Source organism: Pseudoalteromonas sp. 2CM37A (genome assembly GCF_023161885.1).
Classification (GTDB): domain Bacteria; phylum Pseudomonadota; class Gammaproteobacteria; order Enterobacterales; family Alteromonadaceae; genus Pseudoalteromonas; species Pseudoalteromonas atlantica.
Genome location: NZ_JALNTJ010000001.1, coordinates 224,658 through 243,290 on the forward strand (window position 1 = coordinate 224,658; position 18,633 = coordinate 243,290).

Here is an 18,633-nt window from a genome sequence, read left to right on the forward strand (position 1 = left end):
ATTTTAAAAACACCGGTTTGTATAATTTAACAACAAAAATTGTTTGTTTATTCAGTAAATACTGAAAAGTTTGTATTAAAAGCTTGTAACAATAGGTGTTTGTAGATATACCTATAAATATTCGCGCCGTTTATGTCGGCAAAACACATTTAAATATTTGGTTAGAAATAGGCAACTATGGGCAAATCGCTAGTAATTGTAGAGTCACCTGCTAAGGCTAAAACAATTAATAAATACTTAGGTAAAGACTTCATCGTAAAGTCCAGTATTGGACATGTGCGTGATTTACCTACTTCAGGTTCGAACAAAGCTAAAGTACCGGCGACTAAAACGCCAGCTGAAGTTCGTAAAATGGAGCCTGAAGAAAAGGCAGCGTATAAACAGCAACGAGATTACACTAACTTAGTTGCACGTATGGGTATTGATCCTGAAAAAGGGTGGGAGCCACATTACGAAATTTTGCCAGGTAAAGAGAAAGTAGTTCAAGAGTTAAAAAAGCTGGCCGAAAATGCAGACCAAGTTTATCTCGCAACGGATTTGGATAGAGAAGGGGAAGCAATTGCTTGGCACCTTCAAGAAATTATTGGTGGTGAGCCTGAAAAATATAAACGCGTTGTATTTAACGAAATTACAAAAAATGCGATTCAACAAGCGTTTGAAACACCAGGTGAACTAAATACCGACATGGTATATGCACAACAAACACGCCGCTTCTTAGACCGTGTAGTTGGCTTTATGGTATCGCCATTATTATGGGCTAAAGTAGCGCGCGGGCTTTCTGCTGGGCGTGTGCAATCGGTTGCGGTACGTTTATTAGTAGAGCGCGAACGTGAAATTAAAGCGTTTATTCCAGAAGAGTTTTGGGATATACACGCCGATGTTAAAAATACTGAGTCACAATTACGCTTAGAAGTCACAAAACAAGCAGACAAGCCATTTAAGCCGGTAAATGAGGCTCAGGCTACAGCCGCAGTTAAAAGCCTTGAGACAGCCGAATATAAAGTAATAAGTGTTGAAGAAAAACCAAGCAAAAGCCGCCCAAGTGCGCCTTTTATTACTTCAACCATGCAACAAGCCGCCAGTACACGTTTAGGCTATGGCGTTAAAAAAACAATGATGCTTGCACAGCGCCTCTACGAAGGCGGTTACATTACTTATATGCGTACCGATTCAACTAATCTGTCAAAAGATGCAGTTGAAATGTGTCGTGATTATGTAACCCAAGAGTTTGGCGCAAAGTACTTACCTAAAGACCCAATTAGCTACAGCTCTAAAGGCAACGCACAAGAAGCGCACGAAGCGATCCGTCCTTCAAGTGTAACTGTACTTTCTGGGCATGTTGAAGGTGTTGATGCCGATGCCAAAAAACTGTACGAATTAATTTGGCGTCAGTTTGTTGCCTGTCAAATGGTGCCTGCAGAGTACGATTTAACAACGCTTACTGTGGCCGCTGATGAGTTTCAATTAAAAGCAAAAGGGCGAGTACTTCGCTTTGATGGTTGGACAAAAGTGCAACCTGCGGTACGCAAAAAGAATGAAGAAGATCAATCTCTGCCAGCAGTAAAAGAAGGCGAAGTACTTAGTTTAATTGAGCTTGACCCTAAGCAGCACTTTACTAAACCGCCAGCGCGCTTTAGTGAAGCAAGTTTAGTAAAAGAGCTTGAAAAACGTGGTATTGGTCGTCCATCTACGTACGCATCAATTATTTCAACAATTCAAGACCGTGGTTATGTACGGGTAGAAAACCGTCGTTTCTTCGCTGAAAAAATGGGCGAAATAGTAACCGACCGTTTGGTTGAAAACTTCACTGATTTAATGAACTTTGACTTTACAGCAAAAATGGAAGGTCGTTTAGATGATATCGCCGAAGGCGAGCGTGTATGGACCCAAGTGCTTGATAAGTTTTATGCTGATTTTTCTACGCAATTAAACATAGCCAAAGATGAGCCAGAGCAAGGCGGAATGCGCCTTAATCAAATGGTAGAAACCGACATTGACTGCCCTACGTGTGGCAGAAAAATGGGTATTCGAACAGCATCAACGGGTGTTTTCTTAGGCTGTACAGGTTATAACTTACCGCCTAAAGAGCGTTGTACAACCACTATGAACTTAGTATCAGGGGATGAAGCGGTTGCGGCAGATGTTGAAGACATTGAAACTGAAACATTAATGCAAATGAAGCGCTGTCCAATCTGTGAAACGGCTATGGACTCTTACCTAATAGACGAAACCCGTAAATTACATGTTTGTGGTAATAACCCTGCATGTGAAGGGTATATCGTTGAGCAAGGTACCTTTAAAATTAAAGGATACGATGGGCCTATTATCGAATGTGATAAATGTGGTTCAGACATGGAGCTTAAATCGGGCCGTTTTGGTAAGTATTTTGGCTGTAACAACGAAGAGTGTAAAAATACGCGTAAGTTACTTAAAAACGGCGAAGCTGCACCACCAAAAGAAGATCCTGTACACATACCTGAACTTGAATGTGAAAAGTCAGAAGCTTATTTTGTTTTACGTGACGGGGCTGCAGGTATTTTCTTGGCGGCTAACACTTTCCCTAAATCACGCGAGACGCGAGCGCCTAAAGTGGCTGAGCTAAAGCGTTTTAGAGAGCGTATTTCACCTAAGTTTTATTACTTAGCTGATGCGCCAGAAAAAGATCCTGATGGTAATTTAGCCGTAGTACGTTATAGCCGTAAAAATAAAGCGCAATACGTGATGACGGAAGTTGACGGAAAAGCCACAGGCTGGACTGCTCACTATGAAGCGGGTAAATGGGTAGAAGAAGCGAAGAAAAAAGCAGCGCCTAAAAAGAAAGCGGCTGCAAAAAAATCGCCAGCTAAACCTAAAGCAAAAAAAGAAGCTGAATAAACGTTAAAATTTATTTAGCCTAAGACAAACAAAAACCGGAATGCACAGCCTGTGTCATTCCGGTTTTTTTATGATTATATGCGTCGCAATGGCTTTATTAGCCGCATATTTTTTATTGTTTAGATTTGTACAGTAGATACTTTTTTGTAGCCTTCAGACTCTAATTCATCATTAACGCATTGAAGAACATAGCCAAATAGATCGTCGTTACTTACATCATCATCTTTAGCCCAATTTACACACATATCTGTGTATTCTTTAATTGTTTGTGCAGAAGCTACTGGTGCATCGTCTGCGATTGCAACCGTTGCAGATACAGCAAAAAGTGGTGCAACTATTAATGCTAGCAATGCTTTATTCATTTGTTGATTCCTAAATAAATGGTTTTACGATTTAAATACATTTTAAAGCTGTATTTAAATAGTGCCCAATGCAGAACAACTCTGTTGGTGTAGTGATTTTTAATCGAAATTAAAATAAAAGATAACGAAAAATTTTTATCGTCAAGATGAGTAAATTACGCTTAAATAATTATATAAGTAATTGTGTTGTAATAAATTATAAGCTAAGGTCGCTTTTTTATAAAAAGATAAGTTAATGTCAGAACACCAAGCAAAACCAACCAGTACGCCTCGTAAAATACACAAAGTAGAGCAGGGCTTAGAGTCGTTTATATTTAAAGGGCGCTGGTTATTAGCCCCGTTTTTTGTAGGCCTACTATTTGCTGTAATATTGCTATTAATAAAGTTTTTTAAGCAACTTTATTTAATGGGTATTGCCACTTTTAGTGCAACAAACCAAGAGTTATTAGTGGGTATACTTACCCTCGTTGATACCGCTTTACTGGCTGGTTTATTACTTATTATTATTTTTAGTGGTTATGAGAACTTTGTGTCAAAGCTTAATATTGAGGGCCACGAAGATAGGCCGTCATGGATGGGAAAAGTAGGTTTCTCTGGCTTAAAAATGAAGCTTATTAGCGCAATTGTTGCCATATCTGCAGTTGAGCTTTTAAAGGTATTTATTAATTCTAATATTCATTCAAGTGAGGAGCTATTTTGGAAAGTGATTATCCATGTCACCTTTGTAAGCTCTGGCGTGTTATTTGCGCTCACTGATTATTTAAATAGTAAAACACAATCACATTAGAAAGGTTAAGTTAGTGGTTTGGAGGTCGGTATTTCGTCTTAATACCGGCTATAGCAGCCCCACTATTTGAGCGCACAAAAAAGCCCGATAAAATCGGGCTTTTGAGCATCATACGTCAGGGCATTCTTATTTTACAAAAGCAAAGTAACAGTCAAAACCATTCATGTTTAGCTTATTACCATCTAAAGTAGCATTACAATGAGATAGTGAGTCATGCGCCTCAGTCACTGTTTTAGTCAACTCAAATGTTTGATTGGTATCAGCTAAGTTAAACACACATAACATAGTTTGCTCGTTTAGCGTTCTGTAAAAAGCGAGGATAGGCTCAGCAGTATCAATAAACTTAATATCGCCTGCTAATAACACAGTATGCTGTTTACGCCATGCCATAAACTCACGATAGGCATTAAGTATAGAGTTTGCATCTTTATCTTGTATAGACACAGCCTGCTGCGTATGCGCGCTATCAACCGGTAACCAGGGTTTAGCAGCACTAAATCCTGCGTTTTGTGTGTTGTTACCTTCCCATGGCATTGGCGTTCTACAGCCGTCGCGACCTTTAAAGTTTGGCCAAAAGGTAATGCCATATGGGTCTTGTAGGTCTTCAAATGCTACAGAGGCTTCACCTAGCCCCAGCTCTTCACCTTGGTACATACATACGCTACCACGCAAAGAAGCTAATAAAGCTGTAAGCATTTTGCATTGTGCTGGGTTTATTTCACCATTTTGGCTCCAGCGGCTCGCAACACGCTCTACATCATGGTTGCTAAACGCCCAGCACGGCCAACCTTCAGTCATGCGTTGCTCTAGAGTCTGTACGGTTTCTCTTATGTATTCACTTGAATAATCATCCGTGAGTAGTTCAAAACTGTAGCCCATATGCAGCTTATCACCGCCTTGGGTATATTCTGCCATTGTTGCCAATGAATCTTCCGATGAAATTTCGCCAAGTGATACAGTACCCGGGTATTTATTAAGTAATGCACGTATGTCTTGCATAAACTCAATGTTTTCTGGCTGGGTATTATTATAATAATGGTACTGAAAAGCATATGGGTTATCTTCACTAAAGCCACGGCCTTGGCGTTTATCTTTAGGCTTTGCTGGATTGTCACGTAATTGTGCATCGTGGTAGCAAAAGTTAATAGCGTCTAATCTAAAACCATCTACACCTTTTTTAAGCCAAAACTCTACATTTTCTAAAACAGCTTTTCTTACATCTGGATTATGAAAGTTTAAATCAGGCTGTTCGGTTAAAAAGTTATGTAAATAGTATTGACCGCGACGAGGCTCCCATTGCCAAGCACCGCCACCAAAAATAGATAACCAGTTATTAGGCGCTGTGCCATCTTCTTTAGCATCTGCCCATACGTACCAGTCAGCTTTATCATTGTTTTGGTTTTCGCGGCTATCTAAAAACCATTGATGTTGATCTGATGTATGGCTTAACACTTGGTCAATAATAATTTTAATGTCGCGTTTATGTGCTTGATCTATTAACTCATCAAAGTCGTTTAGGTCACCAAATATGGGGTCTATATCGCGATAGTCACTTATGTCGTAGCCAAAATCTTTCATTGGAGATTTGAAAAAAGGAGAAATCCAAATAGCGTCAACGCCTAAGCTTTTAATGTAATCAATGCGATTAATTATCCCTTTAAGATCACCAATACCATCGTTATTGCTGTCTTGAAAGCTTCGCGGGTAAACCTGATAAATAACCGCACCTTTATACCACTGCTGTTGGGTCATGCTTTTCTCCGTCGTTCCACACAGTATTTATATTGTTATTAGTTTGATTGAAACAATCACTAAATTTTCAAAAAGCATACGTGAAGGGTGCTGCTCTGTAAAAAGTCTGCATACGTATGCAGCTAATTTACTTACATAAAAGCGGTTTTAGCTAAGCGGAAAGTTACCCATAAAAACCGCTGCAGCACTTTTACCAATCATGTTTATTTATGTGTAACTAAAACAACTGGCTATTTTGGTGCTTATTTTTAAAGGGCTGCACAGCTTTGGTGATTTCACTTAATGGTCAGACCAATTTAACCTGGTAATATTTACAAAAGATATGCGTGTAAATTTATAAAAAACCTTTAATTAACGCTATTTACAAACGATGACAAAGGGATTTCAGTTAAATAATTGATGTATTTTATAATGATAATAAATCACTAGGTTGCACCAATATAAAACTATTTAAAACAGTGGGTTAAAGTTTTTATTTGTGAACTCATTGTTAACTTTTAGCCTTTTGCATAGTACTGAATACGTATGCATAAAGTTGTTAATAAAATAATTCGAGCGTTAATATTGATGCTGACAACAAAATTAGCTCGCCTGTTTGACTATCACTCAAATAAAGAAGCGAGTATCACAATATGGGTAACGGGAAAAACATCATGTCTATGTTCAAACCAAGTATATTAACGTTGGCAATGGCTACTGCAGGATTAGCAAGCTTTGCCTCTGTAGCAGCACAAGAAGATACAGTTAAAAATGATGACGTTGAGGTTATCGAAGTAAAAGGCTTTCGTGGCAGTGTTGTAGAATCAATCAACACAAAGCGTTTTTCTACTCAAGTCGTTGAGTCAATTTCAGCTGAAGATATAGGTAAACTTCCTGATTCATCTATTGCTGAGTCTATTGCACGCTTACCAGGTTTAACGGCGCAGCGCCTAGATGGTCGCGCAAGTAGAGTATCAATTCGTGGTTTTGGTGAAAACGAAAGTGGCACTACATTTAATGGCCGCGAGCAAGTATCTATTGGCGATAACCGCGGCGTAGAGTTTGACCTTTACCCATCAGAAATTATGAGCGGCGTTACCGTTTATAAAACACCTAATGCAAGTATTGAAGCAGAAGGTATTGCCGGTGTTATTAACATGCAAACCGTACGTCCTTTAAGTAAAGGCGAGCGTGTATTTCAAGTTAATGGCCAGTACGAGCAAACTAGCTTTGATAAACTAAACCCAGACGGTAACGACGATGGTTACCGCGGTACTATTTCATACATTGATCAATTTGCAGATGACACCATAGGTGTTGCGTTTGCACTAAATACCATGAGCTCTCCAAATCAAGAAAAACGTTGGAACTCTTGGGGTTACCCTGAATTTACTGCTGATGATAGTCAAACGTACTCTATATTAGGGGGTGCAAAACCATTTGTACGTTCATCAACCCTTGAACGTGACTCAGCGATGCTCGTACTAGAGGCCGCGCCTACAGACAAATTAAACATGACGTTTGATGCGTTATATGTTGATTTTACAGATGAAAAAATCTTACGTGGTATCGAAATCCCATTCGCATGGGGTCAAGGTTCGATTGACCCTGCAAGCGTAGCTGTAGATGACGCAAGTGGCTTTATTACCAGTGCGGTAACAAATGGCCAACGTGTGGTTGTTCGTAACGACTACGAAGAGCGTGAAGCAGAACTAACCGCGTTTGGCTTTAACACTAAATACGATATTGATGACTCGTGGTCAGTAGAGTTTGACGCAAGTTACTCTCAAGTAGACCGTAAAATTTGGAGCCTTGAGAGTTACTCTGGAACAGGCCGAGGCGATGCTCGCGGTGTTGCAGATAACCTAGGTTACACATTTAACGGTGGTAATACAGGTGCTACGTTTACTCACGATTTAGATTACAGCGATTACAGCTTAATGCAATTAGGTGGCCCTTTATCATGGGGTGCAAGCTCTGCTTTAAATGATAAATATGGCTTAACCGGCACCGAGTATGAAAACCAAGCGCAAGATGGTTTCATTAATGCACCTACAATTGAAGATGAGTTATCTACGTTAAAACTAGCGGCATCTAAAGTATTAGAAAACGAATACTTCAGCTCAATTGAATTTGGTATGTCTTATAAAGAGCGCGAAAAAACCAAAGATTCGCAGGGCTTCTTTATGACGTTATCTGGATTTTCACTTGATAACCCGGGTTTAGTTACCGTGCCAGAGCAGTATCGAATGGGCAGCGTTGATTTAGACTTTATTGGCATGGGCGATATGATTGCCTACGATGTAAATGGTCTTGTTAATGACGGCTACTACGACTTACTAGATGAAAGCTTAACAAATACGAGCCACTTAACTAAATCGTGGACCGTAAAAGAAGAAATTACCTCAGCGTTTGCACAAGCTAATATTAATGCAGAAGTAAGCGGCTTAGCGTTAACAGGTAATATAGGTGTACGTTACGTTCACACTGATCAGTCATCGCAAGGTAATGCATTTAGTACTGTAGATGGCATTGTTGTGGCATCACCTACCAATATTAGCCACGATTATTCACACGTTTTACCAAGTTTGAACTTATCACTTGCGATTGATGAGCAGCAAACAGTGCGTTTTGGTGCAGCTAAAACAATCTCACGCGCCCGCTTGGATGAAATGAACTCATCTATTGATGCATCATACAACACAACGCCTGATGAAAATGGTAACTTTTGGTCTGTATCGGGTGGTAACCCTAACCTAGAGCCTAAAGAAGCAACTGGTTACGATTTAACGTACGAAAACTACTTTAGCGATGAAGGTTACTTCTCTGCTGCGTTTTTCTATAAAGACTTAACCCAGTGGATTTTTGACGGTACTTACGAAATTGATATGTCGGGCGTTGCTGACCCTTCAACAGGTGAAATCCCAGCTACTTCTGAAGGTACTGGCAGTGGTAAAGTAAATGGCGGTGGCGGCGACCTATACGGTTACGAGCTATCTCTTGCATTGCCATTTAAAATTTTCCACCCGTCACTTGAAGGTTTTGGTTTAATTGCAAGCCATACCGGTATTGAGTCTGACATAGAAGATCAAAACGGTAATGAGTACGAGTTACCGGGTCTGTCTGACAAAATTCAGAGCTTAACGGTTTACTACGAAATGAATGGTATTCAACTACGTACCAGCATGCGTAAACGTAGTGCCTTTAAAGGTGATGTATACGGTTTAGGTTTTAACACCGAGCAAGTAGATATCCTAGGTGAAACAATTTGGGATGTTCAAGCGGGTTATGACTTTTCTGAAGCTGGTATTGAAAGCCTTGAAGGGTTATCAATTCAGTTCCAAGTACAAAACTTAACAGAAGAGCCGTTTACATCGCTTTCTGGTGATAACGCGCTACAAGTTCGTGACTACCAAGATTACGGTCGTACTTACTTGTTAGGCTTTAGCTACAAGCTATAATAAAGGTTGTGTGTAGGAGCCCTTGTAATTTGTTTTACAAGGGCTTTTTTATAGCTACTTTATCTAAATTTTATCAAACTTAACAAAGCTTTAAACTGTAAACGTGGACAATAATATGAAACCAATAAAACACGTCGTAATCGCAGGCGGGGGCACGGCAGGGTGGATAACAGCCGCCTTGCTTAACAAAGTGTTAGGTAAAGTAATTAAAATAACCCTTATTGAGTCAAGTACTATTGGCACTATAGGCGTGGGTGAAGCAACAATTCCGCCTATTATTCAACTTAACAATGCACTGGGTATAAACGAGCAAGATTTTATAAACGCTACAAATGCATCTATAAAATTAGGAATTGAATTCGAAAATTGGAAAACCCCCTCTCATAGCTACATGCATGCTTTTGGCTCATTTGGAAAAGACTTCCCCTTTTGCGATTTTTACAATTTTTGGGTAAAAGGACATATTAGCGGTGCAGAAGAAAGCTTATGGGACTTTTCTCTTAACTACCAAGCGGCTAAACAGCATAAATTTGCACCCTTAAATACCCTACCTAATACACAATTGCCTGGTTTGAGTTATGCGTATCACTTTGACGCAACGTTATATGCTGAGTTTTTAAAAAAACTCGCAACATCACGCGGTGTTGAGCATATTGATGCCAAAATAGAGCAGGTTGAACAATGCCCTCTATCAGGGAATATAAAATCATTAACCCTTGGTAACACACAGCAGATAAATGGCGACCTTTTTATAGACGCTACAGGGCAGCGTGCCTTACTCATAGAGCAAACCCTTAACACCGGCTTTGTCGATTGGTCTCATTATTTACCGTGTGATAGTGCCGTGGCGGTGCAGTCTCAAGGTACTAGCGAGCTAAAACCTTATACGCGTTCAATTGCACACAGCGCAGGCTGGCAGTGGCAAATACCGCTGCAAAGCCGAATAGGTAATGGCTTGGTGTATTGTAGTCGTTATTTATCTGACGATGCGGCAACGCAGTTATTAATAGATAATTTACCCGCTGAGCCAATGACTGAGCCGCGGGTGATTAAATTTAAAACAGGGCGGCGGTTAAAGCAATGGCATAAAAATGTGGTATCGGTTGGCCTTGCCAGTGGCTTTTTAGAGCCGTTAGAGTCTACCAGTATTCATTTAATACAAAGTGCCGTAACCCGTTTAATAAAGCTGTTTCCACACAATGGCATAAGCGAAGCTTTAGTTACTGAATTTAATAAGCAAAGCGTGATAGAAATAGAGCACATTCGTGATTTTATAATATTGCATTACACACTAACAGCGCGAGAAGACTCCCCATTTTGGCGACAATGTAAGCAAATGGACATTCCTGACTCATTGGCCCATAAGCTCAAATTATTTAAGCAAACCGGCAAAGTAGTGCGCGAAAACGACGAATTATTTGCCGAAGTTGCCTGGCAACAGGTATTTATTGGCCAAGGACTTATCCCCGAAGATTACAACAGCATTGTTGACTCACTCAGTAGTGAACAACTAAACGATTTATTCTCAACACTAAAAACGCTTATTACCTCAACGGTAGATCAATTACCCACTCATAAAGATTTTTTAGCAAAAATTAAAAAGGCCTGATGATGCAACTTTTAAAAAAACTTTTACTTGTAAGTGCCTGTACTTTACCAACCATTAGCTTCGCACTTGACGTTGAGCCAGCTAATTGGTGGGTTGGCATGAACAAAAACACGATTACCATCATGGTTCATGAGCAAAACATTGCAAACGAGCAAATTAAATTAGCTAAATACAACGGCGTTAAGTTAAATAAAGTAACCCGTACCGACAATCCAAATTATGTATTTTTAAATATTACCATTACCGACGCCGCTAAAGCCGGAACGCTTGAATTTAATAGCAGCGAAACGAGCATTAACTTTGAGTTTCCACTTCTTGAGCGAGATAAAAACAGCGCTCAGCGTCAAGGGTTTACATCAGCTGATACGCTTTATTTAATTAACCCTGATCGCTTTGCTAATGGTGATAAACAAAACGATACCGTCCCAAGCATGTTAGAAGCGGCAAACCCGAGTATAAAAGGTGGGCGCCATGGTGGTGATATTCAGGGCGTTATAAACGCGCTTCCCTATTTAAACGATTTAGGCGTAACACAGCTTTGGTTAACCCCAGTGCTTGAAAACAACATGCCTAACTATTCTTATCATGGTTATGCAATTACAGACTTTTATAAGGTTGACCCACGAATGGGCTCAAACCAGCTATACAAAACGTTATCAGTAAAAGCAAAAGAGCAGGGTATAGGCCTTGTAATGGATATGGTCCTTAACCATTTTGGCTCTGAGCATACTTGGGTTAACGATAAGCCAACTAAAGATTGGATTAACTTTAATGGTGAGTTTAATAAAGGCAAAAATGCCACCAGCCATGCGCGCCAAACCATACAAGACCCACACGCCAGTGAATACGATAAGCGCCAGTTTAACGATGGTTGGTTTGTAGAAACCATGCCTGATTTAAATCAGCGCCAACCACTGTTAAGTGAATACTTAATTCAAAATGCGATTTGGTGGATAGAATACGCCGATTTAAGCGGCATACGTGTTGATACCTACTCTTACTCAGATAAAGCATTTTTGAGTGATTGGACAAAAGCCATAATGCAAGAGTACCCAGACTTTAATATTGTTGGAGAAGAGTGGACGTCTAACCCTGCTATTGCCTCTTACTGGCAACGTGGCAAGCATAACCAAGATGGCTATATATCAAGCTTACCAAGCGTGATGGACTTTTCGTTGCAAGAGTCGGTAATTCAAGCGCTAAATGAAGATGAAAGCTGGAACACGGGTTGGGTTAAAGTATATGAATCGTTAGCTAATGACTTTTTATACCCTGATACAAATAACATTATGGTATTTGCCGATAACCACGATATGAGCCGTGTTTACACTGAGCTTGGTCAAGATGTAGCCAAAACAAAAATGGCGATGACCTTGTTTTTAACCACACGTGGCATAGCGCAAATGTATTACGGTACGGAAGTACTATTAGATAACACCCCAAGTAAAGACCATGGTGATATTAGAATCGACTTCCCCGGCGGGTTTGAAGGCCAAACTCGTAATGCCTTTACCAAAGAGGGCTTAACAAAACAGCAAAAAGAGATGCATAACACCATCAGTACGCTGCTTAACTTTAGAAAAAACAGCTCAGCATTAGATAAAGGAAAGCTTGTACATTTTACGCCTCAACAAGGGGTTTATAGTTATGCGCGTATTAGCGATGAGCAAACAGTGTTGGTATTTATGAATAAAAACACACAAACGCTACAAAAAAATATTGAGTATATGCAAGAGGTAATGCCTAACAGCACAACAGCATTTAATTTATTTACTCAAAAAACACAAAAGCTTGGCAAAACCATTGAATTACCAGCGATGAGCGCAACGGTACTCGTTATAAATACGCCACAATAGTGACCTGAATACGTATGCAGCAACTGTATGGTTGCTGCAGTAATCTTTAGTATAAAGTTAATAACAATACTGACAAAAAAGACACACAATGAAAAAATCAGTTTATGTACCCGCAGTACTGTGTAGTGCACTTATTGCTACAGGGTGTTCAGAAAATAACAAACCTGTACAACAGCAAGCACCTGCCCACACGCAAAATGAGCTTACCAAGCCGGTTGTATATCAAGTATTTACGCGTTTGTTTGGTAATACCGAAACAGCCAATGTGCCATGGGGCACTAAAGAGCAAAACGGCGTAGGTAAATTTGCCGACTTTAACGATGCAGCCCTCAAAGGCATTAAAGAGCTAGGTACCACGCACGTTTGGTATACCGGTGTATTACACCACGCGTTAGTGGGCGATTATACCGACTACGGCATTTCACAAGATGACCCCGATGTAGTAAAAGGCCGCGCAGGGTCACCGTACGCAATTAAAGATTACTACGATGTTAATCCCGATTTAGCCGTTAATGTAACAAACCGCATGGGAGAGTTTAGCCAGCTTATTGAACGTACACATAGCCACGGTATGAAAGTCATTATTGATATAGTGCCTAACCATGTTGCCCGTAATTATCAATCACTTGGAAAGCCTAAAGGCGTAGAGGATTTCGGCGCACAAGACGACACCAGTAAAACGTACGATAAAAATAACAACTTTTACTATGTGCCTGGGCAGTCATTTCAAGTGCCTACCTCTACAACTTATATCGTGTTAGGGGGAAAGGCTCACCCACTTGCGGATGGCTTTTTTGATGAAACACCTGCTAAATGGACAGGAAACGGTGCCCGTGCACCAAAACCCGACATTAACGATTGGTACGAAACAGTAAAAGTAAATTATGGCGTAAAGCCTGATGGTAGCTACGATTTTGCTCAGCTGCCAAACGACTATAAAGACAAAGATTACCGTGCTCATTATGCGTTTTGGCAAGATAAAGAGCTACCAGATAGCTGGTACAAATTTAGAGACATTGCACTTTTTTGGTTAGACAAAGGCGTTGATGGCTTTAGATACGACATGGCCGAAATGGTACCGGTTGAATTTTGGAGCTTTTTAAATTCGTCAATAAAAATGCAAAAAAGCGATGCGTTTTTATTGGCCGAAGTATATAACCCGTTAATGTACCGTGCCTATATTCAGCAAGGTAAAATGGATTACCTTTACGATAAAGTCGGCTTTTACGATACCTTAAAAGCGATAATGCAACTTAAACAACCTGCCAATAGTATTTTTGATGCGCATCAAAGTGTGCTCGATATAGAGCAACATATGCTGCATTTTTTAGAAAATCACGACGAGCAACGAATTGCAAGCCCAGACTTTGCAGGTAATGCCCAGTGGGGTAAACCTGCTTTAGTTGTTTCTAATTTAATTAGCCGCGCGCCAACACTTTTATATTTTGCTCAAGATGTGGGAGAAGATGGCTCTGAAAACGCGGGGTTTGGAGCGCCGACACGTACCAGTATTTTTGACTACATTGGCGTTCCAGCGCACCAAGCATGGATGAATAACGGAAAATTTGATGGCGCTAATTTAACCGCAGAGCAAGTAGCACTTCGTGATTACTACAAAGCGGTTATGTCACTGAATAGTTTACCTGCTGTAGTAGGCGGAGAAATGTCGGCACTTAACCTTGTAGGAAGTGAACGTGTAGTTGGTTTTACCCGCTCTTTAGGCCAGCAAAGTGTGTATGTGTTAAGTAACTTTAGTGAGCAGCCACAAACAGTTACGGTTAATTTATCAAAGGCACAATTAGGTGCAATGAGTGAAAATACGCTATTAAATGATTTACTTGAAAATCACACCACCGAGCTTAAAGCTCACCCGCAAGGCGCTACATTTAACCTCACACTTGATGCATTTAGCAGCGCAGTATTAACAAATAAGGCTAATAATGAATAATCAAAATAATAATACCGATAAGCCAAATTTAAGTTTTTGGCAAATATGGAACATGTGCTTTGGCTTTTTAGGCATACAATTTGGTTTTGCCCTGCAAAACGGCAATGTGAGCCGAATATTTCAAACATTAGGCGCACAAGTTGATGATATTCCCATTTTATGGGTTGCAGCCCCGCTTACAGGCTTAATTGTTCAGCCTATTATAGGCTATTGGAGTGATAAAACGTGGGGGCGCTTTGGCCGTCGTCGTCCGTTCTTTTTTATAGGTGCAGTGTTAACAACGCTTTCACTATTTATTATGCCGCATTCACCAACGCTTTGGATTGCCGCGGGTATGTTATGGATCATGGATGCGTCAATCAACGTAACCATGGAACCGTTTAGAGCACTTGTTGGTGATAACTTGCCAGAAAAGCAACGCGCGACAGGCTACGGTTTACAAAGTTTTTTTATTGGTATTGGGGCGGTGTTAGCCTCGGCGCTACCATGGATGATGACCAACTGGTTTGATGTAAGTAATACCGCAGCCCCAGGGCAAATTCCTGAATCTGTTAAATACTCATTTTATTGGGGCGGGGTGGTGTTACTTGTTGCGGTGCTTTGGACCGTGGCACGTACTAAAGAATACAGCCCTGAGCAATTAGCGGCTTTTGAAAAGCAAAGTGCTCAACCTACAACAAGCAAAGTGGTTGATATTAACTTTAATAAAGGTGCCATTATTTTTGTGGTACTGGGTTTAGCAACTCTTGCATTAGTCATGGGCTTATCCCTTGAAAAAGAATTATACCTACTTGCTGGTGGTTTATTAGCCTTTGGTATTGTGCAGTGGATTGCAGCGGCGCTTAAAAGTGCGAATAAAACCCAAGGTGGTTTTTACCAAGTAGTACAAGATGTATTTACTATGCCAGAGGCCATGAAGCAGCTTGCCTGGGTGCAGTTTTTTAGCTGGTTTACTTTATTTGCTATGTGGATTTATACCACCGCTGCAGTAACAAGCTTTCATTATGGTAGTAGCGATGCAACCTCTAAAGCATTTAACGATGGCGCTGACTGGGTGGGTATTTTATTTGCCGCTTACAATGGATTTGCCGCAATTGCCGCTATGTGTATTCCATTTTTAGTTAAAAAATTGGGGTTAAAAGGCGCGCATTGCTTTAATTTATTGCTTGGCGCGTTAGGTCTTGCAAGCTTTATGTTTATTCAAGACCCTAAAATGCTACTTATACCTATGATAGGCGTAGGGTTTGCTTGGGCATCTATTTTATCACTCCCGTATGCCATGTTAAGTAACGCACTACCGAGTAACAAAATGGGCGTTTATATGGGGATTTTTAACTTTTTTATAGTTATACCTCAGTTACTTGCCGCCAGTGTTTTAGGGCTTATTTTACGCCACGTATTTTCTAATCAGCCTATTTACGCATTATTAATTGGTGCAGCTTCGTTTGTTGTTGCTGCTGTTGCAGTAATGCGCGTTAAAAATTCTCATTAAGGACACACAATGAAAAAATATAACCTTATAACCGCCTCTCTTTTAACGTTAGGTTTAACGGCTTGCGGCGCTCAAAACACAAGTACAACTAACGAAAGTACCACAGCACAAGTTACATCGGCACCAGGCGCTCCAGGTGCAGAGCCTTTTTGGGCTTATGCGGGTAAAACAGGTATTGGTACATCATACGAGCAATACCAAAACGGCCAATACACTAATGCAGCTGCAACGGGGCATGTGTCTAAAGTATGGTTTTCAATAGCTAAAGGTATGATCACCGAAACCATGTTTGGGCTTATTCACCAAGCACAAATAAAAGACATGCAATTTATAGTAACAGGTAAAGATTTTACCGTTAGTGAAGCGGATGATTTAAATGTCACCATTGATTACTTACATAAAGATGAACAAGGTCGCCCGTTATCGCTGGCTTATAAAGTAACAAGCACTGATAAACAAGGCCGCTTTAGCCTAGAAAAACACATATTTACTGACCCAGATGGGCAAACCCTGTTTGTACGCAGCGTATTTAATACTGAGCTTGAAGGGCTAAAAGCGTATGTGTCTGTTAATCCGTACATTAATAATAACGGCTTAGGTGACTTTGCTAAAACAACAGAGAAAGGGCTTGTAGCATGGGAAGATGATAACTATCTATCACTTCAATCCGCATCACCATTTAAAGCAAAAACGGTAGGGTTTACAGGAGAAAGTGACGGCATTAATGCACTTAAAACTACGCAATCTATAAATACCCAATACACAAATACCGGCGAAACTGCTGGTAATGTAAGCATGCTTGCAGAGCTTGGCGGGATAACTGCAAATACCACTTTTGATTTAGCACTGAGCTTTGGTAAAACGCAGCAGCAAAGTATTCAGCAAGGTGAACAAAGTTTAGCTAAAGGGTACCAAGCGGTGCTCGATCACTACAACGGCAAGGATGAAGCGCTAGGCTGGGAAGATTACCTACAAAGCCTAAAACCGCTTAATGCCATGGTTGAACAAACAGCCGATAACGGTAAGCTTTTATACACCAGCGCCATGGTATTAAAAGCACAAGAAGATAAAACACACGCAGGGGCATTAATTGCTTCTTTATCTAACCCATGGGGCGAAACTGTTTCAGCCAAAGAAGGTTCTACGGGTTATAAAGCGGTATGGGTGCGCGATTTTTATCAAGTAGCCATGGCATTTATGGCGCTTGGCGATACTGCCACAGCAAAAACAGCGTTCGAATACCTTGAAAAAGTGCAAGTAAACAGCAAAACACCAGGTAATAAAGGCGATACCGGCTGGTTTTTACAAAAAACACACGTCGATGGTGAATTAGAATGGGTAGGCGTACAGCTTGATCAAACTGCTATGCCTATCATGCTGGCATGGAAGTTACATAAAGCCAACGTACTTAGCGATGAAGAGCTAAAAAGCTGGTACGGCAAAATGTTAAAACCAGCGGCCGATTTTTTAGTCGAGGGGGGACTTGCTAAAATTTTGTGGAACGACACACAAATTACACCACCGGCAACACAACAAGAGCGCTGGGAAGAGCAAAGTGGTTATTCGCCATCTACAACTGCGGCAATAGTAGCAGGCCTTATTACCGCAAGCGATATCGCAACGCTTAGTGGCGATGATAAAAACGCGCAGCGCTACCTTGCCACGGCTAAAAAATACAGCAGCGATATTGAATCGCAAATGTTTACTACCGAAGGTAACTTAAAAGGCGAGAATAGCGATGGCGAATACTTTATTCGTATAGGCCAAGATACCGATGCAAACTCAAACACTAAAATTAACGCTAATAATGGCCGCGAAGGGTTTAATAAAAAGCAAATTTTAGATGGCGGCTTTTTAGAGTTAGTACGCTATGGCGTACGCGGTGCAAATGATGAAAGCATCGTTAAGACACTACCTGAGTATGACGATGAAACACTTGAAGATAACCTACAAGTAAAATACAGCTTTAGCTTTGACGATGGCAGCGGCACTTTTGCAGGCTACCGCCGCTATGGCAATGATGGCTACGGTGAAGATGAAGTTAAAGGCACAAACTATGCTGAGGGTGGTAGTAATACACCAGGCCAACGTGGGCGTGTATGGCCATTTTTCACCGGTGAACGCGGGCATTACGAAATCGCAGCAGCTAATGCAAACAACGCTCTGGATGATGCTAAACAGGCGCAAATTAAAAACAGCTATGTAAAAGGCTTAGAGCAATTTGCTAATAACGGCCTTATGTTACCAGAGCAAGTATGGGATGGTGTAGGGGTTAATAAAGCAGGTTATGAGCTAGGCGAGGGGACTAATTCAGCAACACCATTGGCATGGACTCATGCCGAGTATATTAAATTAGTTCGTTCACTGAGCGACAAAAAAGTTTGGGATCATTACCCAGTTGTTGAGAAAGCTTTAAAATAAGGCTAGTTCAAAATGTAAAATTAAAGCCACGGTTAACAGCCGTGGCTTTTTTGTATCTAAGTGGGGGTTTAATGTTTAATAAGCACAATGAC

General features: G+C 40.6%; 10 protein-coding genes. 8 read left to right on the top strand and 2 right to left on the bottom strand.

The annotated features are described in order from the left end of the window. The first annotated feature begins 177 nt into the window (after positions 1-177). A complete protein-coding gene (gene topA, locus MTF68_RS01000; protein ID WP_055253275.1) occupies positions 178-2,874 on the top strand; it encodes a type I DNA topoisomerase in 2,697 nt (898 codons plus the stop codon). Between the two features lie 119 nt (positions 2,875-2,993). Here topA and MTF68_RS01005 read toward each other — a convergent pair whose 3' ends face one another. Then, on the bottom strand, positions 2,994-3,236 hold the full coding sequence (locus tag MTF68_RS01005) for a hypothetical protein (RefSeq protein WP_004587793.1): 243 nt from the start codon (positions 3,234-3,236) through the stop codon (positions 2,994-2,996). A 235-nt stretch (positions 3,237-3,471) separates the two neighbouring features. Here MTF68_RS01005 and MTF68_RS01010 point away from each other — a divergent pair, with 235 nt between their 5' ends. Further along, positions 3,472-4,023 carry a TIGR00645 family protein gene (locus tag MTF68_RS01010; RefSeq protein WP_055253277.1) on the top strand — a complete coding sequence of 184 codons (552 nt, stop codon included), beginning with the start codon at positions 3,472-3,474 and terminating at the stop codon, positions 4,021-4,023. Positions 4,024-4,149: 126 nt separating this feature from the next. Here the strand turns inward: MTF68_RS01010 and MTF68_RS01015 are convergent, their stop codons facing one another. After that, a complete protein-coding gene (locus tag MTF68_RS01015; protein WP_248461388.1) occupies positions 4,150-5,775 on the bottom strand; it encodes an alpha-glucosidase family protein in 1,626 nt (541 codons plus the stop codon). Positions 5,776-6,428: 653 nt separating this feature from the next. Between MTF68_RS01015 and MTF68_RS01020 the strand changes: the two genes are divergently transcribed. The 6 genes from MTF68_RS01020 to MTF68_RS01045 all read left to right on the top strand — a co-directional run bounded on the left by MTF68_RS01020 (position 6,429) and on the right by MTF68_RS01045 (position 18,541). Continuing rightward, the gene (locus tag MTF68_RS01020; protein ID WP_248461389.1) at positions 6,429-9,215 is read left to right on the top strand and encodes a TonB-dependent receptor; all 2,787 of its coding nucleotides are present in this window, start codon (positions 6,429-6,431) and stop codon (positions 9,213-9,215) included. 115 nt (positions 9,216-9,330) lie between these two features. Next, positions 9,331-10,824, top strand: coding sequence for a tryptophan halogenase family protein (locus MTF68_RS01025; protein WP_138578200.1), 1,494 nt, complete (start codon positions 9,331-9,333; stop codon positions 10,822-10,824). After that, a complete protein-coding gene (locus MTF68_RS01030) occupies positions 10,824-12,680 on the top strand; it encodes a glycoside hydrolase family 13 protein (protein ID WP_248461391.1) in 1,857 nt (618 codons plus the stop codon). Before MTF68_RS01025 ends, MTF68_RS01030 begins: the two co-directional genes overlap by 1 nt. Positions 12,681-12,768: 88 nt before the next feature. Continuing rightward, positions 12,769-14,628 carry an alpha-amylase family glycosyl hydrolase gene (locus MTF68_RS01035; RefSeq protein ID WP_248461392.1) on the top strand — a complete coding sequence of 620 codons (1,860 nt, stop codon included), beginning with the start codon at positions 12,769-12,771 and terminating at the stop codon, positions 14,626-14,628. Beyond that, positions 14,621-16,120, top strand: coding sequence for an MFS transporter (locus MTF68_RS01040; RefSeq protein ID WP_248461393.1), 1,500 nt, complete (start codon positions 14,621-14,623; stop codon positions 16,118-16,120). The genes MTF68_RS01035 and MTF68_RS01040 overlap by 8 nt, the downstream gene beginning before the upstream one ends. A 9-nt stretch (positions 16,121-16,129) precedes the next feature. After that, a complete protein-coding gene (locus MTF68_RS01045) occupies positions 16,130-18,541 on the top strand; it encodes a glycoside hydrolase family 15 protein (RefSeq protein ID WP_248461394.1) in 2,412 nt (803 codons plus the stop codon). The last annotated feature ends 92 nt before the right edge of the window (positions 18,542-18,633 follow it).